The sequence below is a fragment of the Rhodophyticola sp. genome, from assembly GCF_965284195.1.
GTDB lineage: Bacteria > Pseudomonadota > Alphaproteobacteria > Rhodobacterales > Rhodobacteraceae > Rhodophyticola.
In genome coordinates, this window is sequence record NZ_CBDIRM010000001.1 from 4,002,683 (window position 1) to 4,024,585 (window position 21,903).

Annotated in this window: 26 protein-coding genes; 11 read left to right on the forward strand and 15 right to left on the reverse strand. The window is 63.5% G+C overall.

The window, feature by feature from the left end:
* Positions 1–142 precede the first annotated feature (142 nt).
* On the forward strand, positions 143–418 hold the full coding sequence (locus ACQ651_RS19980) for a hypothetical protein (protein WP_430450268.1): 276 nt from the start codon (positions 143–145) through the stop codon (positions 416–418).
* 67 nt (positions 419–485) lie between these two features.
* Here the strand turns inward: ACQ651_RS19980 and ACQ651_RS19985 are convergent, their stop codons facing one another.
* Positions 486–734 carry a hypothetical protein gene (locus ACQ651_RS19985; protein WP_227284458.1) on the reverse strand — a complete coding sequence of 83 codons (249 nt, stop codon included), beginning with the start codon at positions 732–734 and terminating at the stop codon, positions 486–488.
* 126 nt (positions 735–860) lie between these two features.
* Between ACQ651_RS19985 and ACQ651_RS19990 the strand changes: the two genes are divergently transcribed.
* Positions 861–998: an entericidin A/B family lipoprotein gene (locus ACQ651_RS19990; protein ID WP_227284457.1), complete on the forward strand. Its 138-nt coding sequence runs from the start codon at positions 861–863 to the stop codon at positions 996–998.
* A 977-nt stretch (positions 999–1,975) separates the two neighbouring features.
* Here ACQ651_RS19990 and ACQ651_RS19995 read toward each other — a convergent pair.
* From ACQ651_RS19995 to lepA, 3 genes are read right to left on the reverse strand one after another with little or no spacing between them, the layout of a single operon-like run.
* Positions 1,976–2,599: a hypothetical protein gene (locus tag ACQ651_RS19995; RefSeq protein WP_430450269.1), complete on the reverse strand. Its 624-nt coding sequence runs from the start codon at positions 2,597–2,599 to the stop codon at positions 1,976–1,978.
* A complete protein-coding gene (locus ACQ651_RS20000) occupies positions 2,599–3,606 on the reverse strand; it encodes a hypothetical protein (RefSeq protein WP_430450270.1) in 1,008 nt (335 codons plus the stop codon). The genes ACQ651_RS19995 and ACQ651_RS20000 overlap by 1 nt, the downstream gene beginning before the upstream one ends.
* 17 nt (positions 3,607–3,623) lie before the next feature.
* Positions 3,624–5,423, reverse strand: a complete 1,800-nt coding sequence (gene lepA / locus ACQ651_RS20005) for a translation elongation factor 4 (RefSeq protein WP_430450271.1) — start codon at positions 5,421–5,423, stop codon at positions 3,624–3,626.
* A gap of 195 nt (positions 5,424–5,618) precedes the next feature.
* On the opposite strand from lepA, the gene ACQ651_RS20010 reads away from it, so the two are divergent.
* Together ACQ651_RS20010 and ACQ651_RS20015 are read left to right on the forward strand one after the other, a co-directional pair.
* Positions 5,619–6,974, forward strand: coding sequence for a hypothetical protein (locus ACQ651_RS20010; RefSeq protein WP_430450272.1), 1,356 nt, complete (start codon positions 5,619–5,621; stop codon positions 6,972–6,974).
* Between the two features lie 234 nt (positions 6,975–7,208).
* On the forward strand, positions 7,209–7,457 hold the full coding sequence (locus ACQ651_RS20015; RefSeq protein ID WP_430450273.1) for a ParB N-terminal domain-containing protein: 249 nt from the start codon (positions 7,209–7,211) through the stop codon (positions 7,455–7,457).
* Here ACQ651_RS20015 and ACQ651_RS20020 read toward each other — a convergent pair.
* Positions 7,454–7,909, reverse strand: coding sequence for an Lrp/AsnC family transcriptional regulator (locus tag ACQ651_RS20020; RefSeq protein ID WP_227284452.1), 456 nt, complete (start codon positions 7,907–7,909; stop codon positions 7,454–7,456). The two genes, ACQ651_RS20015 and ACQ651_RS20020, sit on opposite strands and share 4 nt — an antisense overlap.
* Positions 7,910–8,037: 128 nt before the next feature.
* Between ACQ651_RS20020 and ACQ651_RS20025 the strand changes: the two genes are divergently transcribed.
* Together ACQ651_RS20025 and ACQ651_RS20030 are read left to right on the forward strand one after the other, a co-directional pair.
* The gene (locus tag ACQ651_RS20025; RefSeq protein WP_430450274.1) at positions 8,038–9,087 is read left to right on the forward strand and encodes a Glu/Leu/Phe/Val family dehydrogenase; all 1,050 of its coding nucleotides are present in this window, start codon (positions 8,038–8,040) and stop codon (positions 9,085–9,087) included.
* Positions 9,088–9,195: 108 nt separating this feature from the next.
* Positions 9,196–9,507 carry a hypothetical protein gene (locus ACQ651_RS20030; protein WP_121896813.1) on the forward strand — a complete coding sequence of 104 codons (312 nt, stop codon included), beginning with the start codon at positions 9,196–9,198 and terminating at the stop codon, positions 9,505–9,507.
* Here the strand turns inward: ACQ651_RS20030 and ACQ651_RS20035 are convergent.
* Positions 9,465–9,932: a low molecular weight protein-tyrosine-phosphatase gene (locus ACQ651_RS20035; protein ID WP_430450275.1), complete on the reverse strand. Its 468-nt coding sequence runs from the start codon at positions 9,930–9,932 to the stop codon at positions 9,465–9,467. The genes ACQ651_RS20030 and ACQ651_RS20035 overlap by 43 nt on opposite strands.
* A 43-nt stretch (positions 9,933–9,975) precedes the next feature.
* On the opposite strand from ACQ651_RS20035, the gene ACQ651_RS20040 reads away from it, so the two are divergent.
* Entirely contained in the window at positions 9,976–10,677 is a 702-nt protein-coding gene (locus tag ACQ651_RS20040) for an NAD-dependent deacylase (protein WP_430450276.1), read from the forward strand.
* A 114-nt stretch (positions 10,678–10,791) separates the two neighbouring features.
* On the opposite strand, the gene ACQ651_RS20045 is transcribed toward ACQ651_RS20040, so the two are convergent.
* The 3 genes from ACQ651_RS20045 to rpmB form a co-directional block, all read right to left on the reverse strand.
* Positions 10,792–11,256: a copper chaperone PCu(A)C gene (locus tag ACQ651_RS20045; protein WP_430450277.1), complete on the reverse strand. Its 465-nt coding sequence runs from the start codon at positions 11,254–11,256 to the stop codon at positions 10,792–10,794.
* A gap of 49 nt (positions 11,257–11,305) precedes the next feature.
* Positions 11,306–11,656: a hypothetical protein gene (locus ACQ651_RS20050; RefSeq protein WP_227284447.1), complete on the reverse strand. Its 351-nt coding sequence runs from the start codon at positions 11,654–11,656 to the stop codon at positions 11,306–11,308.
* A gap of 104 nt (positions 11,657–11,760) precedes the next feature.
* On the reverse strand, positions 11,761–12,048 hold the full coding sequence (gene rpmB / locus ACQ651_RS20055; RefSeq protein WP_121896472.1) for a 50S ribosomal protein L28: 288 nt from the start codon (positions 12,046–12,048) through the stop codon (positions 11,761–11,763).
* A 261-nt stretch (positions 12,049–12,309) separates the two neighbouring features.
* Here rpmB and ACQ651_RS20060 point away from each other — a divergent pair, with 261 nt between their 5' ends.
* Positions 12,310–12,975, forward strand: coding sequence for a DUF2161 domain-containing phosphodiesterase (locus ACQ651_RS20060; protein WP_430450278.1), 666 nt, complete (start codon positions 12,310–12,312; stop codon positions 12,973–12,975).
* A gap of 23 nt (positions 12,976–12,998) precedes the next feature.
* On the opposite strand, the gene ACQ651_RS20065 is transcribed toward ACQ651_RS20060, so the two are convergent.
* Complete coding sequence (locus tag ACQ651_RS20065) at positions 12,999–13,673, reverse strand: SDR family oxidoreductase (protein WP_430450279.1); 675 nt, start codon at positions 13,671–13,673, stop codon at positions 12,999–13,001.
* Between the two features lie 56 nt (positions 13,674–13,729).
* On the opposite strand from ACQ651_RS20065, the gene ACQ651_RS20070 reads away from it, so the two are divergent.
* The gene (locus ACQ651_RS20070) at positions 13,730–14,146 is read left to right on the forward strand and encodes a secondary thiamine-phosphate synthase enzyme YjbQ (RefSeq protein WP_430450280.1); all 417 of its coding nucleotides are present in this window, start codon (positions 13,730–13,732) and stop codon (positions 14,144–14,146) included.
* Here ACQ651_RS20070 and ACQ651_RS20075 read toward each other — a convergent pair.
* Both ACQ651_RS20075 and ACQ651_RS20080 read right to left on the reverse strand, forming a co-directional pair.
* Positions 14,143–14,346 carry a dodecin family protein gene (locus tag ACQ651_RS20075; RefSeq protein ID WP_121896475.1) on the reverse strand — a complete coding sequence of 68 codons (204 nt, stop codon included), beginning with the start codon at positions 14,344–14,346 and terminating at the stop codon, positions 14,143–14,145. The genes ACQ651_RS20070 and ACQ651_RS20075 overlap by 4 nt on opposite strands.
* Positions 14,347–14,488: 142 nt before the next feature.
* Positions 14,489–15,223: a class I SAM-dependent methyltransferase gene (locus ACQ651_RS20080; RefSeq protein ID WP_430450281.1), complete on the reverse strand. Its 735-nt coding sequence runs from the start codon at positions 15,221–15,223 to the stop codon at positions 14,489–14,491.
* Between the two features lie 449 nt (positions 15,224–15,672).
* On the opposite strand from ACQ651_RS20080, the gene nrdR reads away from it, so the two are divergent.
* Entirely contained in the window at positions 15,673–16,140 is a 468-nt protein-coding gene (nrdR, locus tag ACQ651_RS20085) for a transcriptional regulator NrdR (RefSeq protein WP_121896477.1), read from the forward strand.
* Positions 16,141–16,143: 3 nt separating this feature from the next.
* Complete coding sequence (gene ribD / locus ACQ651_RS20090; protein ID WP_430450282.1) at positions 16,144–17,247, forward strand: bifunctional diaminohydroxyphosphoribosylaminopyrimidine deaminase/5-amino-6-(5-phosphoribosylamino)uracil reductase RibD; 1,104 nt, start codon at positions 16,144–16,146, stop codon at positions 17,245–17,247.
* Between the two features lie 60 nt (positions 17,248–17,307).
* Here ribD and ACQ651_RS20095 read toward each other — a convergent pair whose 3' ends face one another.
* The 3 genes from ACQ651_RS20095 to ACQ651_RS20105 all read right to left on the reverse strand — a co-directional run bounded on the left by ACQ651_RS20095 (position 17,308) and on the right by ACQ651_RS20105 (position 21,869).
* On the reverse strand, positions 17,308–19,374 hold the full coding sequence (locus tag ACQ651_RS20095; RefSeq protein ID WP_430450283.1) for a capsular polysaccharide biosynthesis protein: 2,067 nt from the start codon (positions 19,372–19,374) through the stop codon (positions 17,308–17,310).
* A gap of 4 nt (positions 19,375–19,378) precedes the next feature.
* Positions 19,379–20,509, reverse strand: coding sequence for a polysaccharide biosynthesis/export family protein (locus ACQ651_RS20100; RefSeq protein WP_227284440.1), 1,131 nt, complete (start codon positions 20,507–20,509; stop codon positions 19,379–19,381).
* Between the two features lie 85 nt (positions 20,510–20,594).
* Positions 20,595–21,869 carry a capsule biosynthesis protein gene (locus ACQ651_RS20105; protein ID WP_375550635.1) on the reverse strand — a complete coding sequence of 425 codons (1,275 nt, stop codon included), beginning with the start codon at positions 21,867–21,869 and terminating at the stop codon, positions 20,595–20,597.
* Positions 21,870–21,903 lie beyond the last annotated feature (34 nt).

Genomic DNA, 21,903 nt, shown 5'->3' on the forward strand with positions numbered 1-21,903 from the left:
ATCTTCCAAGGCGCGGTTCCCTGCGTTTCGAAGTATCGGCACCGACAATTATTGTCTTTGACTTAGATCAGTCGGCGCGCCGCCCGCCCGTGGTAAAATGTAACAGTTTCATGACACCGTTGGTGAGGGGGGAGCCAAACCAATGATAACGCTTGACGATATCGAAGACATGACCTGCCTGACGCGGGCGGAAATCGCCGCCGTCGCGGAGCATGAAGGCCTGCCCGAGCTGAATGCCTCGGCGCTGGGGGAGCGGATGATGAACCTCCATCACGGGCCGCAAAAGGTGCAGAAGATGATTTGCGACGATATTCGCGCAGCGCTGCACCGCGACGATCTGGACCATGCGCGGGAGCTGTTCGTGGTGCTGAAGCATTTCATCGCCGAGCACCCGGAGGCGGAACGCGGGGCAGGCTAGGCTCTGTCACAGGGCCCGGCTCTTGCCCCCGCGCGCGCCGTGCGCGGCCCAACTGTCAGTGGGGCGGTCAGACCTCCTTTGCGCCGGGCTTGGGCAAGGGGCCTTTCTGCGCGGTCTTCGCAGACCAGTTCGGGTCATCGCGCTTGATCCGGCGCGAAATCAGATAGGCGACAGGCCAGCTGAGCACGAAGCCGATGGCCGCCGATCCAAGCAGGGGCAGCCAGCCATACCAGCCGGAAGCCATGGCGGTGACGGCCAGCGCGCCGGTCAGAACGGCGCCTGTCATCAAGGTCAGGATGATGCTGAGACGATCCATGAGAATTCTCCTTTCGGAGGGTCAACGCCGCCGGGTCGGATCAGTTCCTGAACGCGGGGAGGGAACCGCCAGGTGGGCAGGCGCGTTAGAGAGGCACGACCTCATCCACGGAAGAAGGATATCATCATGACCCGTATCGCCCTCGCTTTCGCCGCACTCCTCGGCCTTGCCGCCTGTGAAACGGTCGACGGATTCGGCCAGGACGTCCAGGCTGCCGGTCAGGGGATCTCCGAGGTGGCAGGGGAGGTTCAGGAGGACATCTAGGTTTCGCGCCGCGCTGACCAGCGCCCGGCTTAACCCGGGCCAAGATCTTGCGGCTGCCTACGGCATCTTGCGGAATTCCGCGTCATGGCTGCGAGATCTTGTTGATTTATCCGAATCGGCGGTGTAGTGGGTTATCCACAGGTGCATAGACGCGGTATACACTGACGACGGGGCTCGACTGTTCATGGCAGGCGGGCCTCGTTTTTTTGTGGGGTGTCATATGGCTGGACAGGAAAAGACGCCAGGTGCTCAGACGCGGTCTTCGCATTGGGCCGAAACCCACCCTGACGTCTTCCTGTTCCGGTCCGCCCCCGAAGGGGATTTCCGGCCCAGTTCGCGCGGGATCTTGCGATCCGTTGCGATGCTCGGGGTCATGCGACCCGTCGCTGCCACGCCCTTGCCCGAAGGCTTGGCCGTGACGATCACGCGATAGCTCCGAAGAGCTGCCTCGTGACCCGCGTAGACCCTTGTTATGCCGCCCTGACCGACCTGCTCCGAAAAGCCTGCCCGCCCGGCTTGCACCCCAAAACCCTTCGCGATCCGATCCGAAGCCCGAAGGCCCGATCCGTTCCGCTCCGGCTCCGATGGGGCCTTTCGCGTCCCGGTCCGGTTCAAGGAACCTTTCCAGTAACAAAATCTTCACAATACCGTCGCGATTCCTTCAAGCACGGAGCAGTGCAGCATGAAAATTTCCTGTGGATCGTTCCGGGGGTAAGTCTGGGGGTCGGCTGGGGGCGGGCCGGAAAAGCGCTTTGGCCTTGCAGGCTTGGCCAGAGCGGCTACGGGCTGTGGATGCCCGTGCGGTTTCTGCGGCTGCGAAGGGCGGTTTGGCGGCGAACAGGGCGATTCCACCGGGTATGGCGCAGGTTCATCGCGCTGGAACGGGCGGCGCGGGAGGGGTTTGGGGGAGTAGTTACTGTGGAGTGGGCGGTGGACGAAGGTAGGGGTGGTGCGTGACGAGCGCCATCCTACGGTTGCTACTGCTCTTTTTGCACTTTTTCAGAAAGCAGTCTGTCCAATACTGCAGCAAAGCTGTTATCGGCTCCCCAAGCTTGCGCAGCAGCAAAAGCAATGAGTCGAAGGTTTTCGTTGGAAATCTGGCCATTCAGCTCCTTGTAGGAAAGGTCGTGCTCTGCTTCAGCCCAAGCGTGTTGGAAAACAGTCTTTATTTGAACTTCGAAAAACCTCGGGAAGGAGTCTCTCTTGGGGTCTGGTAGAACTTCCTCGGGAACACGCGCTATGGCATGCCAGCCGAAGTATCCAAAGTTCGAGAAGCCCTCGGGCTCTAGTTCCAATGCCTCGATTGTGCCAAGCAACCGAGGGATCAACCTTTTCAATCGTTCAACATCGTGCAGATATAGAACCACTATTCTGGCGCCAAGTAGATCTTGAATGTCCCCAAAAGGATTCGGGTAACGTGGCTCTCCCGCTTCCCGCTTCATAGCTTTCGCAATGAATCTCTCCTTAGATTTGGGCCTTGATGAAATACGATCAATTCTCACATCAACGGGAATATGAGGGCGAAAAAAACTTTCGAGTGACTTTGCGCAGCATGCCAAATCATCGGAGATTAGATCATATTCAGTGGCAAGGTCATCCATTACCTGGCCTTGCGAAGTCTGTCCGAGATAATCCGACCCGTCGTAGAAATGGTAACAATTCCTTGGTCGCTATCCTTACCTGAAACGCTAACAACATCCTGAAAATCTAGGCTGTCGGCTGTGATAGTTACACCCTTGTCAGTCGTATAAGTTCGAAAAGAAATAGTGTTTCGAAGAAGGTCATAGTCAAGTTTAAATACTTGATCGACAGTGTTAGAAGGCATCTCTCGTTGGATCGCTGCTCGCGCTCCCTCTGAAAGGCCGAGTTTCTCTCCAATCTCAATCACGCTAGTCGCTTTTCCGTCGAACTGCCGAAGAAAGGGAACTATTGAGTTTATTTCTTCCACCGCGTTCTCGGGTTTCGCAGCGCGTGAGGCCGCGGATACAGCTTTCGCAAAACGATGAGTTCCAAGGTAGCTTGTTGCTACAAAATCTGCAGAAAGGAACTTCTCGACCCAATAAAGAGACGCTTCACCTTTAGTAGCGTTTATTTGCCGATCAACGACACGTCCCGTCCAGAAACCCTGTCGAGATACATGATCAGAGAATATCGCACCTTTGTATGACGACCACTTCTTTACAAAAACCTTTTCAAGAAACTCAACATTCAGTCCATTCCCGTCGTCATCGGCTAAGATAGCCTGATCGGTTGGAAATCTGGAAAGAACTACCGAGTTCTTTTTTCCAGATTTTGCCAGAATTACGAAGAAGAGGCCAATGTGGGATCGACGAGTGGTGTTCCGTGATAGCCTTCTTGCTATCTCACCTGCGCTCTCAGCGTCGCGCTTCTCTATAAGGTTTAGAAGCGAATCGCGCATATCATTTTGCTGGTTGTCGGAAATAAAACGGATGTCGATGTTGCACTCACTCTCTGAGCCATCGAAGATTTCCTTCAACATCCCAAATAGCTTTCCTTCAAGTGGTATCTCCGAGGCAGTGAAAGGAACGCTGAGCTCCTCTCCAACATCTGGATACACTAAGTGTGCAAAGATCTTTTCGATCAGCAATTCACCAATACCTTGCGTTACCCATCCATCTTCAACGCCGAAATAAACGCCGACTGCGGGATCTCCACCTTCCCAAATTGCCGCATCTTCTTCTTACCGGCCTTTTGCTTGTCGAGCAACTTCCGCTTCCGCGTCGCGTCCCCGCCGTAGCATTTCGCCGTCACGTCCTTGCGGAGCGCGGAGAGGGTTTCGCGCGCGATCACGCGGCCGCCGATGGCCGCCTGGATCGGGATCTTGAACATGTGGCGGGGGATCAGTTCCTTCAGTTTCTCGCACATCGCGCGCCCGCGCATTTCGGCCCGGTCCCGGTGGACCATCATCGACAGCGCGTCCACCGGCTCCTCGTTCACCAGCACCTGCATTTTCACCAGATAATCCTCGCGATAGCCGATCATCTGGTAGTCGAAACTGGCATAGCCCTTGGTGACCGATTTCAGCCGGTCGTAGAAGTCGAACACCACCTCGTTCAGCGGCAGGTCATAGACCACCATCGCGCGGGAGCCGGCATAGGTCAGGTCCAGCTGGATGCCGCGCCGGTCCTGGCAGAGTTTGAGCACATCGCCCAGATAATCGTCGGGCACGAGGATGGTGGCCTTGATCCGCGGCTCCTCGATATGGTCCACATGGGTCATGTCGGGCATGTCGGCGGGGTTGTGCAGCTCGGTCATCGTGCCGTCGCGCAGATAGACATGGTAGATGACCGAGGGCGCGGTCGTGATCAGGTCGATATCGTATTCGCGTTCCAGCCGGTCGCGGATGACCTCCAGATGCAGAAGCCCGAGGAAGCCGCAGCGGAAGCCGAAGCCGAGGGCGGCGGAGGTTTCCATTTCGAAGGAGAAGGAGGCGTCGTTCAGCGCCAGTTTCTCGATCGCGTCGCGCAGATCCTCGAATTGCGCGCTGTCGACCGGGAAGAGGCCGCAGAAGACCACGGGCTGAGAGGGTTTGAAGCCCGGCAGCGGTTCGGTCGCGCCCTTGCGTTCATGGGTGATAGTGTCGCCCACGCGCGTATCGCGGACCTGTTTGATCGAGGCGGTGAGAAAGCCCATCTCGCCGGGCCCAAGCTCGGGGATGTCTTTCATCTTCGGCGTGAAGACGCCGAGCCGGTCGATCGGGTAAAGCCCGCCGGTGCGCATCATTCTGATCCTGTCGCCCTTGCGGATCACGCCGTCGATGACGCGGATCAGGACGACGACGCCCAGATAGCTGTCATAGTAGCTGTCCACCAGCATGGCTTTCAGCGGCGCGTCGCGGTCGCCCCGGGGGGCGGGCAGACGGGTGACGATAGCCTCCAGCACATCGGGGATGCCGACGCCGGTCTTGGCCGAGATCAGGACGGCATCGGACGCGTCGATGCCTATCACATCCTCGATCTGTTCGCGGACCCGCTCGGGCTCGGCGGCGGGCAGGTCGACCTTGTTGAGGACCGGCACGATTTCATGGTCCGCGTCGATGGCCTGATAGACATTGGCCAGCGTCTGCGCCTCGACACCCTGCGAGGCGTCCACCACCAGAAGCGAACCTTCGACGGCGCGCATCGAGCGGCTGACCTCATAGGCGAAATCCACGTGTCCGGGCGTGTCGATGAGGTTGAGGATATAGGTGTGGCCGTCGCGCGCGGGATATTCGATGCGGACGGTGTTGGCCTTGATGGTGATGCCACGCTCCCGCTCGATATCCATGGCGTCGAGCATCTGTTCCTTCATGTCGCGCTCGGCCACGGTGCCGGTCAGCTGGATCAGCCGGTCGGCAAGGGTGGATTTGCCGTGGTCGATATGGGCCACGATGGAGAAATTGCGGATGCGGGAGAGGTCGGTCATGTCGGCCTGCGTGATAAGGGTCAGCCGGTGAGATAGCCCAAGCTCGTGGGTGAGGGAAGGGGTGGCGCGGTTTCAGATTGAACGGGGGTACCGGATGATGCAGCGTGGGCGCGGGATTGGAGTGCATGGCGCGTGGCGATAGAAAACGAGGAGCAGTTTCGGGCGTGGCTTGACGCGCAGCCGCAAGAGGTCTGCGTGGCGATTGCCTGTCGCGCCGCGCTGAGAGTTCTGCCCTTCGCGACCCGGTTCCCCGAACGCCATGAGGCATTGGACCGCCTTGCCCTGAGGACGATGCGGGCAATCCTCACCTCGGGGGTCGCGGCGATGTATCCGACACCCGAGGTGTGGGTCGCCGGCGCCTTCGCTCACTCCTCCGCTATTGCCGCCGCCTCCAAGGCCTCCTCCCTCGCCCACTCCTCCACCATTGCCGCCGCCTCCGCCGCTGCCTCCGCCGCACGCGCCTCCGCCTTCCCCGAGGAGGAAGTCTCTACCGCTGCCTCCTCCGCTACCGCCGCCGCCTCGAACACCGCCTTTTCCTCCGCCCGCGCCGCCATTTATGCGGATGCCGATCTTCGGCCGGAAACGCTCATGTCCAGCGCGGTGTCCGTGCCTGATGCGTTGCACGAGGTCATTGCAACGGCGTCGGATGGGATGGTGGATGTATTGGCCTCCGGCGGAGCCTGGCGGTTCTGGGCGAAATGGTATGCCGGAGCGATGGCGGGGGAGCCGCTGCCATGGGGGTTGCAGAAGGCGGTCGCGCTGATCCCGGAGGAAATCTGGGACGCCGGACCGGAGGCGGTGGCGGAGGAAATCGCGCGGGTTGAGGACGAATTTTGGGCGCAAGCCTTGCCACAAGCGGAGACGCTTGTGGTGGTCGCCGACGGGCGCTTCGATGTGCGACCAGACCCGACGCCCGACGATCAAAGAACCGAGAAGATGCTCGGGCAGGTAGAGTTCGCGCTCGACCTCGCGCTCAGAACCAATAGCGGTTTCAATGAGATGTGCGTCGCATTCAAATATCTGCGCTATACGCTTGATGATTGCCGCGACGATCCGAATGCCATGGAACAACATTTTCGACAGGCGCGCGACATTCTCAGACGTAAGCTCCGCGAAGGCGAATATGACCCTGACGATGCGCTTTCGGCGTTGGTTGATGGACTGGACCAACACGCTTTGCAGCTTCGTGGAAGCCATCCTGAGGTGGGGGCCGCGTATGAAATCCGTATTAAGCAAAGATTACGTGAGGTTGATGACGCAACCATGAAGCTGGTCGCAGGCGGTATGCGGGCCTTTCAGAGAGACCGGACCGCCGGCCGGCTGTATGAAGATACTGGGCTGGATGCCGAAACGGTGGAACAGGACAGCGGCATTGAGGCCAAAGCCACCGCTATTCAGCGGACTGGCGGGCGCGCGGCCCAAGCCAATATCATCGAACGAGCATCTCAAACTGCAAAAGATATAGATGCATCCGGTGGATATAAGGCCGCGCGCATCGGCACGACTGGATCGACCTTGGTGGAAATGCTGAAAAGCGTTTTCGGCGGGTGAGACGGGGTGTGCGCCCACTGCGAAAGCGCGGCTGCAGGGGCGTCATGGTCGCGCTTAATGGACGGTGCCGTCCCGCCGGGCAGGCGCTCCCCCGGCTTGCGGGGCGCGATCGGTCGGCGGCTGCAAGCCGTCCGGTGTAGTTGTCGCGTGTCTACCTGACCACCCCGGCAGTTCGTCTTTCGACCCCCATCCGGCCATGCTATCCTCCCCCGACCATGTTGGAGGACAGGCGCGATGCTGAGGACCCATACCTTGCCGATCGATGAGGTCTATGTGCCGGTCAAACGCGCCAAGACGCTGGAGGCGGGCAAGGTCGAGGCGCTGGCCAACGACATTCTGGAAAACGGGCAGACCACGCCCATCCGCGTGCGGCAGGGCAAGGGGCGGTATGTGCTGATCGAAGGGTATCATCGGCTGGAAGCGCTGCGCGCCCTGGGGGAAGAGACCGTGACCGGGTTCGTCGTGCAGGCGCGGCTGCACTAGTCCCGCGGCATGACCTCCCGCTGCACCATGGTGCGGAGCGAAAAGCTGGACCGGGTCGCGCGGATGCCGGGGACGTGCATCAGGTGTTTTTCCAGGAACCGGTCGAAGGCCGCGAGATCCGGCGCCACGACTTTCAGCAGGATGTCGCGGGTGCCGGTCATCAGATGGCATTCCACCACCTCGTCAAACCGGGTTACGGCGCGTTCGAAGGCGGCCACGGTGTCATGGCTCTGGCGTTCCAGCTCCACGAAAATGAACACGGTAAGCGGGTAGCCCAGTTTCGTCTGGTCGACGCGGGCCGCATAGCCGGTGATGATGCCATCGCTTTCGAGTCTGGCGACGCGGCGGGCGCAGGGCGTGGGCGACAGGCCGACCCGGTCGGCCAGCTCTACGATCGGAATCCGTCCATCGCGTTGCAGCGTGGTGATAATCCGGCGGTCGATTTTGTCCATGAGTGGAAAACTCTATTATAATGCCATTTTTTAGATTTTATCCCCATTTTTCCCTGTCGCAAGGCCAATCTTTGCCGTCTTTCGCTCCCCGCTCCGGGCTAGCCTTTTCAGGTCAGAGGAGGCCCAGAATGATCGTCACACCCATGTCCCGCCCCACCCACGAAGAGGTTCTCCGTGTCGAAGACCGGAGTTGCGGATTGACCGGTTTCATCGCCGTTCACTCCACGCAGCTTGGCCCGGCGGCGGGCGGATTGCGGATGCGGCCATATGACAGCGAGGAGGCGGCGCTGGAGGATGTGCTGAGGCTTTCGCGGGGGATGACGTTCAAGAACGCGGCGGCCGATCTGCCCCTGGGCGGCGGCAAGGCGGTCATCATCGGTGACCCTAAAGCCAAGACCGGGGCGCAACTGCGGGCATTCGCCCGCGCGATCGACGGTCTGGCGGGCCGGTACTGGACGGCGGAGGATATGGGGATGAGCCCGGCCGATATGGCGACGATGGCCACCGTCACGCCGTTTGTGGCCGGTCTGCCGGACGGGGAATTTGCCAGTGGCGATCCGTCCCCCATCACGGCGCGGGGCATCTTTCAGGCGATCCGGACGACGGCGCGATTCCGCTTCGGTTCTCCGGTTCTGTCGGGGCGGCATGTGGCGGTGCAGGGGCTGGGCCATGTGGGCTGGCATCTGTGCAAGCTGCTGAGGGCGGGCGGTGCGCGGTTGAGTGTGGCCGATATCGACCCGGAGCGGGCCGGTTGGGCCGGGCAGAGCTTCGGCGCCACGGTTGTGAACGCGGATCGGATCTTGGAGGTGGAGGCCGATATTCTGGCGCCATGCGCGATCGGCGGCGTGCTGAATGCCGACACGATCCCGGCGCTGCGGGTTCAGGCGGTGGCCGGCGGGGCCAACAATCAATTGGCGCGCGCGGAGGACGGCGCGGCGCTGCATGCGCGCGGCATCCTCTATGCGCCGGATTACGTGGCCAATGCGGGCGGGATCATCAATGTCGCGACCGAGATTCTGCGGATTCGGGACCGGCAGGGGTTTGTCAGCGACAAACTGGCCGCCCTTGACGAAACGCTGGAGGCCATCTTCAAGCGCGCCACGGAGCGGGGTGTGGGACCAGATCGTGTGGCCGATGAAACGGTCGCCGCCAAGATGCAGCGCCTCAGAGCCGCCTGATCCTTGCATGACGGGAAACATTGAAAACCCGGGCGTTTTCGGGCATTCTTCGGCGTGATCAGGAAGGCGTCAGATCTTCCGCAAACGTGCATGAATGAGGCCAGTGACATGAAGAAATCCGTTTTGCTTCTGGCGGCGCTGATGATGGCCAGCGCGCCTATTTCCACGCCGGCATCCGCAAATGCGATCGAGCGGGCCTGCAACCAGTCGGATCGCCGCGCCGCCAACCGGCAGCTTTGCGGCTGTATCGGGGTTGTGGCCGATATGACGCTCAGCAGGACCGATCAGCGCCAAGCCGCGCGGTTCTTCAGCGACCCGCAGCGGGCGCAGGATGTGCGGATGTCGGATCGCGCCAGCGACGAGGCGTTCTGGGATCGTTACCGCTCCTTCGGGGAAACCGCCGAAGCGATGTGCGGCTGAGCCGCCCAAGCTTTCGCGCCCGTTTCGATCAGATCCATCGTTGTGTCGAAATCCCCCGTGAAATAGGGGTCGGGCACGTCTTCGGGCGTGCCATCCGCATGGGTGAGAAACAGCGCCAGTTCTGCCCGTGATCCACCGGGCCGGATCGCGCGCAGATCGGCAAGGTTCTGGCGATCCATCGCCAGGAGAAGATCGAAATCCTCGAAATCGCGGGCGGCGACCTGCCGCGCGCGTTGACCGGACAGGTCATAGCCACGGGCCAACGCGGTCTTTTGCATCGGTCCGTAGGGCGCGCGGCCGATATGCCAGTCGCCGGTGCCCGCACTGTCGATCCGGGCGCTGGGCAGCAGGGCCTCCAGCACCGCCTGACCGGCGGGCGACCGGCAGATATTCCCCAGGCAGACACATAAGATACGGGTGGTCATGACAGGCTCCTTTCGGGCAGTCTTGCCATGAAAGGGGATGTCGATGGAACGAATTGTCATTCTGACGGGCGCGGGCGTCTCCGCCGAAAGCGGTCTGGGCACGTTCCGCGACACCGATGGGCTCTGGACCCGGTACGATCTGGAAGAGGTGGCAACCCCGGAAGGTTTTGCGCGCAATCCGGGCCTTGTGCATGAGTTCTACAACGCCCGGCGCGCCAATACGCTGGCGGCCACGCCCAATGCGGCCCACGTGGCGTTGGCGCGGCTTGAGCGTGACTGGCCGGGGGAGTTGGTGCTGGTCACGCAGAATGTGGACGATCTGCATGAGCGCGCGGGCTCGACCGCCTTGATCCATATGCACGGGGTTCTGACCGGGGCGCTATGCGCCGCCTGCGGCCACCGTTGGCCTGCGCCCCGAGCGATGAACATGTCCGATCTCTGCCCGTCCTGCGACCGGGCCGCGACGCGCCCCGATATCGTGTGGTTCGGCGAGATGCCGTATCAGATGGACAGGATCTATGACGTGGTGGCGCGCGCCGATCTGTTCGTGTCCATCGGCACATCGGGCGAAGTGTATCCCGCCGCCGGGCTGGTGGAGGAGGCGCGGATGGCGGGGGCCGAAACGGTGGAGATCAATCTGGAGCCGACGCGCCGACCGGGCCTTTTCGACGAGGTGATCGCGGGACAGGCGTCGCGTGCCGTTCCGGCATGGGTCGAACGGATGATCGCCGGCAAGGGCGGTTGAGGATGCGGGTGGCGCGCCCGTTCGCGAAGGTACGAAGAGGCGCGCTTTAGGGGTGCCGCCACCTGCGCCCGGTGCGCGGGCGGGGCGGTCCGGCGGAAGGGCAAGTGCGGGACGCTAGCCGCCCATGCCGCCGTGGTCCTGACGTTCCAGATCGACGGGGATCCTCACGGTCACAGGATCCGCATGTTCGAAGCGGATCGTCACCTCGATCTCGTCGCCATGAACGAAGGGCGCTGTCAGCCCCATGAACATGATGTGATCGCCGCCGCGGGCCAGCATATGGGTTTCGCCGGCGGCAACGGGGAAGCCATCTTCGACCTCGACCATGCGCATGACCCCATTGCCGTCCTGCAGATGGGTGTGAAGTTCGACGCGGGCGGCCGCATCCGAACTGACCGAGACGACCCGGTCATCGGTGTCGCCGCGATTTGTGATGGCCATGAAGGCCGCCCCGGTCTGGGCGACCGGGCTGGCAGATCGGGCATAGGCATCTTCTATGATCATTTCAGCCTTGGCTGCACCGGGCAGGATGAAACCAAGGGTGATGGCGACGGCAAGCGTCGCTGCTTTGATGGACATGGAATGTCCCTCCGTTTGTGCGAGAATACTGAGACGTGAAGTGCTGGTGTCAGGCGCGGGCGGCGGGCGGGCCGCGGGCCTGAGGCGCCTGTACTTGCTCGGCATCGGCGGAGAGGTCGTGAAGCGGCGCGCGGAATGTCCAGACGGCCGGTACCGGAGGTGTCAGGGGCGGTGTGCCGCCAAGCGCCAACGCGCCGACAACGCAATCGGGGCAGATATGCTCCTCGATCACCGGGGCGCCGTCGGGGCCGATGGCGACCGTGACCTGCATGCCGCCTAGGCACAGAATCATCGTGCCATTTACCGCCATGTCGCCGCGCGCCAATGCCATGCTGACGCTGGTGAGCGACAGGACCAGTGCCAGACACGTGGCAGATATGGGGCGGAAGACCCGGGTCATGTCTCTGGTTTATGCCGCCCGGTGCCGGAATGGGAAGCGACAAAATGACATCGGCCCCGCATCGGCGGGATGCGGGGCCGTCTGTGTCATGCGCAAGATCTCGATCAGGCGGTGGCCTGGGCCTTTGCGATGTCTTTCTTGATTTTCAGCGCCTTGGGCGACAGCTCGTCATCCTTGGCCTTGGCAAGGAACGCGTCAAGGCCGCCGCGGTGATCCACGGTGCGCAGGGCGGCGTTGGAAATCCGCAGCTTGAACCGGCGATCCAGCGTATCGGAGCCGAGCGTGACTTCGTTCAGGTTCGGCAGGAAGCGGCGCTTGGTTTTGTTGTTGGCATGGCTGACATTGTTGCCGGTCATCGGACCTTTGCCGGTCAATTCGCAGACGCGAGACATGTGGGCACCCTCGGGTTTCAGAAACGGAAGGGGGCGCGTGATCCATATCAGCGCCCCGGAAATCTTGGGCGGGGATACGGCGCGGCTTGGGTCGTGTCAAGCCGGGAATCGGGGGAACGGGACCTTGAAAGGCCGGGCGTGCCCTGCGCGCGGCGGCGCCGGGATCCGCGCGCACCGTCGATCCGCCGGACCGGGCGGCGGCTTCGGACCGGCACGTTTTGGCGATTCACCCAGGCCGCGAAACGCGTTAGGTTTGCCCCGATGGTGAAGGAAACCGATCTCTACCCGCCGGTGAAGGCGTTTCTCGAAGCACAAGGCTACGACGTCAAGGCCGAGATCGCCGGGGCCGATGTGGTCGCCCGGCGGGCCGATGAAGACCCCGTGATCGTGGAGCTGAAAGCGCGGTTTTCGCTTGCGCTGTTTCATCAGGGCGTGGCCCGGCTTGCGGTCAGCGACGTGGTCTATCTGGCGGTGCCACGCGGCACGGGCCGGGCGTTTCAGAAGGCGCTGGCGGAGAATGTGAAGCTGGCAAGGCGTCTGGGGCTGGGTCTGATGACCGTGCGCCTGACAGACGCTCTGGTGGAGGTTCATTGCGATCCGGGCCCGTATGCGCCGCGCATCTCCAAACCGCGCAAGGCACGGTTGTTGCGCGAATTCGCCCGCCGTTCGGGCGATCCGAACCGGGGCGGGACCAACGGCAAGATCATCACGGCCTACCGGCAGGATGCGCTGCGCTGCGCCGGGCATCTGGCGGCACACGGCCCGTGCAGAGGGGCGGCGGTCAAGGCGGCCACGGGCGTGGACCGCGCCACGGCCATCATGCGGGACGATCACTACGGCTGGTTCGAGCGGGTCGAGAAGGGGGTCTATACCCTGACCGGCGCGGGCAGGACGGCGCTGGTCTCCTTCGAGGCCAAGCCGCCGTAAACGGGTCCGTGCGCCGGGGCCTGTCAGTTGGTCGGGAACAGGAACACCTCGCGCACGGTGTTGCGCGGGTTCGCGTTGAGCGCCAGCATGACCGCTTCGGCCACATCCTCCGGCATGAGCTTGTCCGGTCGCGGGGTGTCGAAGAACGGTGTGTCGACCATTCCGGGCGCGATCACCGTGCAGCGCCCGCCCCATTCGCGCATCTCTTCGGCGAGATTGCCCGCATAGCCATGCACGAACCATTTCGACGCGCCGTAGATCGAGCCCTTGATGTGCTGCCGCCCGGCGACGGATCCGGTCAGAACCATCTGCCCCTGTGTTTCCTTCAGATAGGGCATCGCGGCCTTCGCGGTGTAGAGCAGGCCAAGGATGTTGAGTTGCACCAGCGCCTCCCATTCCTTGGGGTCGCCGTTTTCCGTGCCTGGTGTGCTCAGGCCCATCCCCGCATTGGCGAAGGCGGCATCGACCGCGCCGAACGCCTCCTGCAAGGCCAGAAGACCCTGCTCCTGCACGGCCAGTTGCGTGACATTGCCGGGCAGGGCCAGCGCCGCGCCGCCCAACTCTTCGGCCAGTGCGGTGATCTTGTCGGCGGAGCGCGCCATCAGCCCCACGTTCCAGCCCGCGTCGACGGCGGCCCGGGCGGTGGCGGCGCCGATGCCGGAAGAGGCGCCGGTGATGAACAGGGTTTTGCGGGTCATGGGGATTGGTCTCCGATCAGCTTGCAACAGGTGTCGTCCTGATCTCAGATAGGCGCATGGAGACAGTGTTTACAGTGCAGACCCGTGGCCCCGGGATTTACGAGATCACATCGCAGGTCAGCCGCTGGCTATCCGGGCAGGGTGGCGGGGTGGTCACGCTGATGATCCGCCACACATCGGCCAGCCTGCTGATACAGGAAAACGCCGATCCGGATGTGCAGACCGATCTGCGGGCCTATTTCGAGCGGCTCGTGCCGCCCGCCGACGATCCGGCGATGTCCTATCTGACCCATGTCCAGGAAGGCCCCGACGATATGCCGGCCCATATCAAGGCGGCGATGATGCCGGTTTCGCTATCGATCCCCGTGAGCGGCGGGCGGATGATGCTGGGCACCTGGCAAGGGATCTATGTGGTCGAGCACCGCCGCCGGGCCCATTCACGGCAGGTAGCGGCGGCGCTGATCGGAGGTTAGTCGTCCAGCACGAAAGTGACCATCAGATTGACCTGATAATAGTCGATCTTCCCGTCGCTGACCGCCACGCGCTGTTCCTTGACCCAGGCGCTGGTGACGTTGCGCAGCGTGGAATTGGCGCGGGCCACGCCGTCCCGCACCGCGGCCTCGAAGCTGTCGGGCGATGTTGCGGAAATCTCCGTCACACGGGCGATACTCATGATCTGTCTCCTGTTGCGTGTTAAAGGGACAGTCTAGCAGGTTGCACCGCGCAGTTCAGGGATTTCGCAAGAAGCGCTTCGGACCAGCGGGGCACATGACCGCCCCCGGGCCGATCCGGCAGCGCGTCGGCAGCGGCAGAAATCAGCCGATCAGAACCTTGTGGCCGTGAAAATCCTGCTCGATATGGTGCCGGCCATGGGTCGCGCGCTGCTTGAAGGCTTCGGCCTCCGCATCCTTGCCGTTCCGGATCATCTCTTCGACGGCGCCGCGATACTCTTCCTCCACCGACCGGTGAACGAGGAACAGCTTGTTGGCGACGAAGGCCACCGGAACGACCGCGCGCGGCCGCGACAGGAAGGCATTGATCGCCTGATTGACGCCGAGCGTCAGCGGATTGAGGAAGTCGTCGGCAGAGATTACGCCCTTGTGGGACACGACCTGTTCAGCCAGTTCCATGTCGCGGTAGACGTTTTCGAAATCATGGGCGCCGTCGACGCTGATGAACCGGGGCCGCCCGATCGCATGTGTCAGTTCGGTCGCCGAGACCGTGTTCGATTGCCGGCGCCATAACTTGAAACGATCGGTGACAGCCTTGCCGAAAACGCCGGTCAACTCGGTGACGACGCGTTTTTCATTTGCATACTGGAATGTGTCGATCCCGAGAACCGTATCCCCGGTCCGCATCGCGCTGTCGACCATGAGCGAGAAATACTTGCCGCACATGACGCCGATTTCCATCAGGTTTCCGGTGTATCCCTGCGTCTCCTGCCAATGCAGGATATCCACCGTGCGGCGGGAGGTGACCATTTTCAGCCAGCCATGGATGGCGTCGGCCTTCTGGCAGATATCGTAGCGGTCGGTACTGGGTTGCTGCATATGGTTCTCTTCTTGACGATGCGACGGTTTAGGCTGGCTGCGAAAGCGGAGTCGAATATCGGCTGACATAATGCGATCCGGCGATGATGAGCCCAATTCGGCCCGGGGTTCAACAGTTTGAAATCGCCGATCCGCCCGGGATCTCCGGCATGGCGCGACATTCGTTTCAGAAGGGTCGATAGCACATCTGATCGCCCGATGGGGTTAATGGCCGCGCGGCACACCGGAGGGCGCAAAAACGCCCGGCCAATCGTACCCTGCCGGGCAATGGCGTAGGCAAGGGCAGGTATTCCTGCCACTCCAACCCCAAAATGCTGTGGCAGAATTTCAATACTACCCAACCATTATGCATCGCCCTATAGTGCCTGTGGATAACCGGGCTTAAGACCCAATCAGCCAGGATACGCGCCCCCGGCCCGGGCGCCCAGGGACAAGAAGAGGGGACGTGGATGCGCTGCCCGTTTTGCGGAAATGTGGACACTCAGGTAAAAGACAGCCGACCGGCAGAGGATCATGTGGCCATCCGCAGACGGCGGTTCTGCCCCGCATGCGGCGGTCGGTTTACCACCTATGAACGGGTACAGCTGCGCGACCTGGTGGTGATCAAGACCAATGGCAAGCGCGAGGATTTCGACCGCGACAAGCTGGAGCGCTCGATCCGCATCTCGATGCAGAAACGCCCGGTGGAGCCTGACCGGATCGATCAGATGATCAGCGGGATCGTGCGCCGGCTGGAAAGCATGGGCGAGACGGATATTCCCTCGAAAACCATCGGCGAGATCGTGATGGAAAGTCTGGCCCGGATCGACACGGTCGCCTATGTGCGCTTCGCCAGTGTCTACAAGAACTTCAAGGACGCGGATGATTTCGAGGAATTCGTGGCCGAGCTGCGCCCGCCAAACCCGACCGAAAGCTGACCCGTGACGGGCGCGGATGCCCGCTGGATGCGCCTTGCGCTCAGCCTTGGCGCGCGCGGTCAGGGTCGGACCTGGCCCAACCCGGCAGTGGGCTGCGTGATCGTGAAGGGCGAGCGGGTGCTGGGCCGGGGCTGGACCGCGCCGGGCGGGCGCCCCCATGCCGAACCCCGGGCGCTTGATCAGGCAGGCGCCGGGGCACGGGGCGCCACGGCCTATGTCAGCCTTGAGCCATGTGCCCATCACGGCCAGACCCCGCCCTGCGCCGAGGCGTTGATCGCGGCTTCGGTCGCGCGGGTGGTCGTCGCCATGGAGGATCCGGACCCCCGCACCAGAGGGCAGGGAGTTGCGCGGCTGCGCGACGCCGGGATCGCGGTTACCGAAGATGTCCTGCGGGACGAAGCGGCGCGGGCCCATGCGGGATTTGTCAGCCGCATCACGCAGGGCCGCCCGGCTCTGACGCTGAAGCTTGCCGGCTCCTTCGACGGGCGGATCGCGACGGCCAGTGGGGAAAGCCGCTGGATCACCGGCGCCCTGGCGCGCCGGGTGGTTCACGGGATGCGCGCGCGCCATGATGCGGTGATGGTCGGCGCGGGCACGGTCCGGGCCGATGACCCGAACCTGACCGTGCGGGGGCTGGGCGTCGCGCATCAGCCGGTTCGTGTCGTGATTTCCCGCAGGCTCGATCTTCCGTCCGACAGCGTCCTGGCCCAAAACGCCCACGAGGTGCCGCTTTGGCTCTGCCATGGGGAGGATGCCGCGGGCGGCGTGCAGGCGGCCTGGCGCGACAGGGGCGCGCGGCTGATCCCATGCGCCACTGCGCCGGGGGGGCAACTGGACCTGTCCGATGTGATGCAGGCCCTGGGGCGGGAGGGGCTGACGCGGGTTTTCTGCGAGGGTGGGGGGGCATTGGCGGCATCCTTGCTGACGGCGGATCTGGTGGACGATCTGGTGGGGTTCACCGCCGGGCTGGCGCTTGGCGCCGAAGGCCAGCCCGCGATCGGTGCGATGGGGGTGGCGGCGCTTGGCGAGGCGCCGCGGTTCATCTTGCGTGACACCCGTGCCATCGGCCCGGACATCCTGCATAGCTGGACCCGCGGACCGGTGTGACCCCGGCACCTTAGCCCCGGCCTCTGCATTCGCTATTGCCGGTTGCGTGCGCAGGTCGCGTCAGCGTCCGCCCCGCCAGATCCAGGCCTGACCCGCGAACCAGCCCTGCAGCTTTGCCAAGGCCCGCAAACCCGGTTTCCGCGCCAGCCCCTGGCCCGTGGCCAGACGCTCCACCGCGATCTCCACAGGGCAGGGCAGGCCCGTCACCGGATCCAGATAGCGCGGATAGGCGATCAGCGCGGCATGGGCGAGCGCGGCGAGCGAAGGCCGCGCCTGCCGCCGGGCGGGCACCGGCCCCAGATCGGTGCTCAGGCCCCATCCGGCATAGAATGGCGTGCCCAATACGGTGACCGGCACCTGCCTCAACAGCGCCTCGAACCCCAGAAGCGAGGTCATGGTCACCACGCGATCGGCCCGCGCGAGAAGAGCGGCGGGATCCGCACGATGGGCCACGACATCGGCCAGCCGGGCGAGGGCCTCGGCGGGCACCGCGCCGCTGCGCAGGCCGGCCTCCACATCCGGGTGGGGTTTGTAGACCAGCATCGCGTTCGGATGCAGGCGGCGGGCGGTTTCCAGCAGGTCCAGATTGCTGCGCACCTCGCCCGCGCCAAGCCGGATCGAGGCATCATCCTCCACCTGGCCCGGGACCAGCACCATCTTGCGTGTGTCCGGTTCGGGCAGATCGGGGACCTCGCCCAGATTGTATTTGCTCAGACCGAGCGCCGTCAGCCGGGCCACCAGCGCCTCGGCCCGGACCAGACGTTTGGCAGGCCAGCCCGAGACCTCCGTGATCAGCCGTTCAAGGCGGCTTTCGCGGGTCGGATCGTAGTAGATGCCCAGATCGTCCCGGACCAGCGAGAGCGGGGGGATCAGATCGGCGCCAAGCCCGCGGGAGCGCAGAAACCCGTCTTCAACGCGGGAGAGCGGCAGCCCTGCCGAGAGGCAGGCGTCGCGCAGGGCCGGGTCTTCGCGGCCCGCCCAGACCATCACGGACCTGCCGGTGGCCACCGCAGCCGCGGGCGTCGCCGCAAAACGCAACCGGGTGCCCGATCTGCCGTAGAACGCCTGCAGATGGGTGCGTTTCCAGGCGCGCATGCCGATTGCGACATGCCCGGCCCTGTCGCCTCTCCACGCCCGGGCCTGCGCCTCCAGCGCCCCCAGAACATCCTCCAGCGGGCAGAGCCGGTCCCGATAGGGGTCGTACCAGCGCGGGTAGAGGATCAGCGCGGCGGCGGCCAGTTGGGCGCGGGTCAGCGCGCGCTGGCGGCGCCCGACCGGCTGGCGGTCGTCGCTGAGGCCCCAGCCTGCATAGAAGGGTTGCCCGAACACCACCGGCCTGTGTCCGGCCAGGATCGCCTCGAACCCCAGTTGGCTGGACACCGTATAGACCGCGCGGGCATGGGCCATGAGCCGCCAGGGAGAGACGGGCGCGTCGAACAGCGTCGCCGTCCCGGGGAGGTCGGCCGCGCTGAAATGCCCGGTGCGATGGCCGCCGGTTGTTTCGGGATGGGTCTTGATGACGACAGGTGCGCACGGGTGGTCCTCTCCCGCCCAGTAGAGCATCTCGCGGAACGTGTCGGCATTGGCCCCGCCAAGCCGGATCGAGGCATCGCCGCGCGTCTGGTCGATGACCAGCACATAGCCGGGATCGGGCGGTTCGATGCCGGGATCGACGGCGGAATACTTTGTCAGATGCGCGTCGGCCATGCGGGCGATGGCATCGCGGGCCCGGTCCAGCAGGGCGGTGTCGTCCAGCGGGTGACTGGCCAGCAGATGTTCCAGATCGGAGGGTTGGGTGCTGTCGAAATAGGCGCCGCGCCGGTCGATTGTCAGGCCAAGGGGCGGCTCGCCCGCGCGGCCCGGATGAAGCGAACGCAGAAACGCATCCTCGACGCGCACCAGATGCGCGCCGGTGGCGGCAGCGGCCTTTTCGCCGCGCGGAGCATAGGGCGAATGGCCCCAGACCAGCACGTCATCGTCCGGCCCCGGTTTGCCGATCTTCAGGTCATATCCCGACAGCGACAGAATGCGCCGCACGCGGGTATTGGTCAGAAAACCGGCGTTGAAGTGAAATCCCCGCCGGCTGGGTGACCCGGCGGGGATGTCGCGACGCCCGTCACCCGGCACAGGCCTACTCGGCCAGGCCGGCGATCGAATTGGCCGTGCCAAGCGTCCCGGTCAGTGCACTCAGGGCCTTGCTCCACTGCGTGAACGGGGCCTCGGTCACGTAAACGGTGTCGCCGTCGCGGATGACGAAATCCCGGGCTTCGAACATGCCGGTCGGCGCCGTCAGATCCAGCACATAGATCATCCGCTGTGTACCGATCAGGTCGCTGCGGCCGAGCACGCTTTCGGCGATCTCCTCGGGCTCGTTGCGCAGGACGAAAACGCCCGTCGGGTCGGCGAGGTTGGATTGCAGTCCGCCGACGGTCGCAATCGCCTCGATGGCAGAGATCGTCTGGCTGTCGAAGGGCACGCGCGCCTGTGTGCCGGTCGCTCCGAGCGAGGTGAAGCTGCGGCTGTCTTCCTCCACCAGGATCCGGTCGCCGCCGCGCAGCGGAATGTCGAACTGGGGGTTGGCATAGAGATCCTCGAACCAGATCGTGCCGGAATGTGCGCCGCGCACCACCGTGATCTGGGCGATGTCGGGCTCCACGCTGACGCCGCCGGCGGCGGCCAGCATGCCCGACAAGGTGCGCGTGGCCCGCTCCACCGGATAAATGCCCTGCCCGCCGACCGCGCCCGCAACCGATACGGTGGCGCCATCGCCCGCTTGGCGGCGCACGAGAACCTGCGGATCGGGGGTTTGCTCGTCCAGATTGCGGGTGATGATCTCGCGAAGCTGCTCGGGTGTGTTGCCCGCGGCACGGATGCGGCCCGCATAGGGGATAAAGATGAAACCCGCGCCATCCACCGTCACCTCGTTGATGAGGGCGGCATTGGTGCCCTGCCCGGCCAGCAGCCCGTCTTCGACGTTTTCATAGATGGTCAGGCCCAGCACATCGCCCGGGCGGATCACTTCGGTGGAGGTGGGGCCGGCATTCTGGAACGCCTGACTGAAGCCGAGCGCGGGAACGATGGACGTGGCGGCGATGACCCTCTGGTTCACCTCGACCACGAAGGCATCGCCCTCGCGCTGGACCGAACCTGCAAACAATTCGTTGCGGTTGGGGCCCGAGCGAGGCAACGCGCAGGATGCGACGATAGATACAACAACCGAAAGCGCGACCATGCGCGCCCCTCGGGAAGCCAGTGATTTCACGGAAGTGGCTCCTTATTGCCTGAAACTGCCTCAGTTTATTTTTTTTGACTTTAGCTTATCTGCGCAAACCGCGCTAGCCTTTCGGTTATTTGATCACCTGGAGGTGTTGCCGATGGGCCGGTCGACCGGCATCAAGCGCGTCATACGGGTCTTCCGGGGACAACATCATGTCGACCACCTGGCGCAAAAGCTGCCGCCGGCCGCTGCCGGAATAGAAACTGCCGGTGATCTGCGATGTTTCAAGCAGATAATGCCTGTAATCGCGATAGGCCCGGCTGTCGGGGCGGGTCGGATTGGTGAAAAACGCCTCCATCGACTGGGTCGAGACAAATTCCGGCTTGAGATAGACGGCGGTCCCGAACGCCTTGAGCGGTAATCCGCGCCAGAGCGCCTGCTGCGCGGCGGTGGAGTTCACCGTCACCGCGCTGCGGGCGTCGTTCAGAAGCCGCGCGAGCTTGCCGCCGCGCACGAAGTGAACCCGGTCGCCGACGCCGTGTTCGCCGGCCAGCCGGCGGATATCCCTGCGGATCGGAACGCGCCCGTCCTCCAGCGGGTGGGACTTGAAGACCAGATGGTGATGGGTCGGCGCGCCCTGTGCGAAGCCTTCGATCAGAAGCGCCAGAAAATCGGACATGGTGTCGAACGGGCCATGATCCCGGAAGCTGGCGTCATGTTCCAGTTGCAGCAGCGCCAGATGATAGGGGAACCCGCCCACGCGAATTCGCCATGTGGCCTGCACCCGGTCGAGCCAGAGAAACGGCATGAAGGCCAGACGCCGCAAGTAGAGCCACAGCTCCCGCGAAACGGGGATGTTGCGATGGGGCCGGAAGTTCCGGTAGCGCCTGTTCAGGAACATGACGAACCAGTGATAAAGCGCGCCATAGAACATGTGCTGGCGCATATCGCCCCATTTCGACGGGGTGTCCGGAAGATCCAGATCCAGATCCTTCAGCGCGCGGCGCATCTGCGCGACGGAGGTGTTCATCAGCCTCGAATGCCCGTTGGCGCCGCCGCGCTCATAGGTCACCCAATAGGGGCGCAGATACCCCTCCTCGAAGACATGCACGGTAAGGTTCTGCGATTTCGCGATGGCCACGGCTTCGGCATGGACGGGCCGGGTATCGCCGTAGAGCACCAGATCGGTGACGTCTTTTTCGGCGATCAGCCGGCGCAGCCGGTCAGGCCAGTCCGCGATGGTGCCGGTATAGGGAATATAGCTTTCGCGATGGTGCCAGAACGCGCTGTCACCCTGATTGAAGCCCACGCGCCAGACATCCGCACCCGCGGCTCGCAAACTCTTGCCAAGTCCGTGAAAGAACGGCCCGTGCGGGCCCTGAAGGAACAGGAATACTTTCTGCAACCGTGTAATCCCCGAAAGGGCTCGCCGTGATAGA

Coding starts and splice junctions, on each gene's coding strand:
- ACQ651_RS19980 (WP_430450268.1), top strand. CDS start 143: ATGATAACGCTTGACGATATCGAAGACATGACCTGCCTGACGCGGGCG.
- ACQ651_RS19985 (WP_227284458.1), bottom strand. CDS start 734: ATGGATCGTCTCAGCATCATCCTGACCTTGATGACAGGCGCCGTTCTG.
- ACQ651_RS19990 (WP_227284457.1), top strand. CDS start 861: ATGACCCGTATCGCCCTCGCTTTCGCCGCACTCCTCGGCCTTGCCGCC.
- ACQ651_RS19995 (WP_430450269.1), bottom strand. CDS start 2,599: ATGGATGACCTTGCCACTGAATATGATCTAATCTCCGATGATTTGGCA.
- lepA (WP_430450271.1), bottom strand. CDS start 5,423: ATGACCGACCTCTCCCGCATCCGCAATTTCTCCATCGTGGCCCATATC.
- ACQ651_RS20015 (WP_430450273.1), top strand. CDS start 7,209: ATGCTGAGGACCCATACCTTGCCGATCGATGAGGTCTATGTGCCGGTC.
- ACQ651_RS20020 (WP_227284452.1), bottom strand. CDS start 7,909: ATGGACAAAATCGACCGCCGGATTATCACCACGCTGCAACGCGATGGA.
- ACQ651_RS20025 (WP_430450274.1), top strand. CDS start 8,038: ATGATCGTCACACCCATGTCCCGCCCCACCCACGAAGAGGTTCTCCGT.
- ACQ651_RS20030 (WP_121896813.1), top strand. CDS start 9,196: ATGAAGAAATCCGTTTTGCTTCTGGCGGCGCTGATGATGGCCAGCGCG.
- ACQ651_RS20035 (WP_430450275.1), bottom strand. CDS start 9,932: ATGACCACCCGTATCTTATGTGTCTGCCTGGGGAATATCTGCCGGTCG.
- ACQ651_RS20040 (WP_430450276.1), top strand. CDS start 9,976: ATGGAACGAATTGTCATTCTGACGGGCGCGGGCGTCTCCGCCGAAAGC.
- ACQ651_RS20045 (WP_430450277.1), bottom strand. CDS start 11,256: ATGTCCATCAAAGCAGCGACGCTTGCCGTCGCCATCACCCTTGGTTTC.
- ACQ651_RS20050 (WP_227284447.1), bottom strand. CDS start 11,656: ATGACCCGGGTCTTCCGCCCCATATCTGCCACGTGTCTGGCACTGGTC.
- rpmB (WP_121896472.1), bottom strand. CDS start 12,048: ATGTCTCGCGTCTGCGAATTGACCGGCAAAGGTCCGATGACCGGCAAC.
- ACQ651_RS20060 (WP_430450278.1), top strand. CDS start 12,310: ATGGTGAAGGAAACCGATCTCTACCCGCCGGTGAAGGCGTTTCTCGAA.
- ACQ651_RS20065 (WP_430450279.1), bottom strand. CDS start 13,673: ATGACCCGCAAAACCCTGTTCATCACCGGCGCCTCTTCCGGCATCGGC.
- ACQ651_RS20070 (WP_430450280.1), top strand. CDS start 13,730: ATGGAGACAGTGTTTACAGTGCAGACCCGTGGCCCCGGGATTTACGAG.
- ACQ651_RS20075 (WP_121896475.1), bottom strand. CDS start 14,346: ATGAGTATCGCCCGTGTGACGGAGATTTCCGCAACATCGCCCGACAGC.
- ACQ651_RS20080 (WP_430450281.1), bottom strand. CDS start 15,223: ATGCAGCAACCCAGTACCGACCGCTACGATATCTGCCAGAAGGCCGAC.
- nrdR (WP_121896477.1), top strand. CDS start 15,673: ATGCGCTGCCCGTTTTGCGGAAATGTGGACACTCAGGTAAAAGACAGC.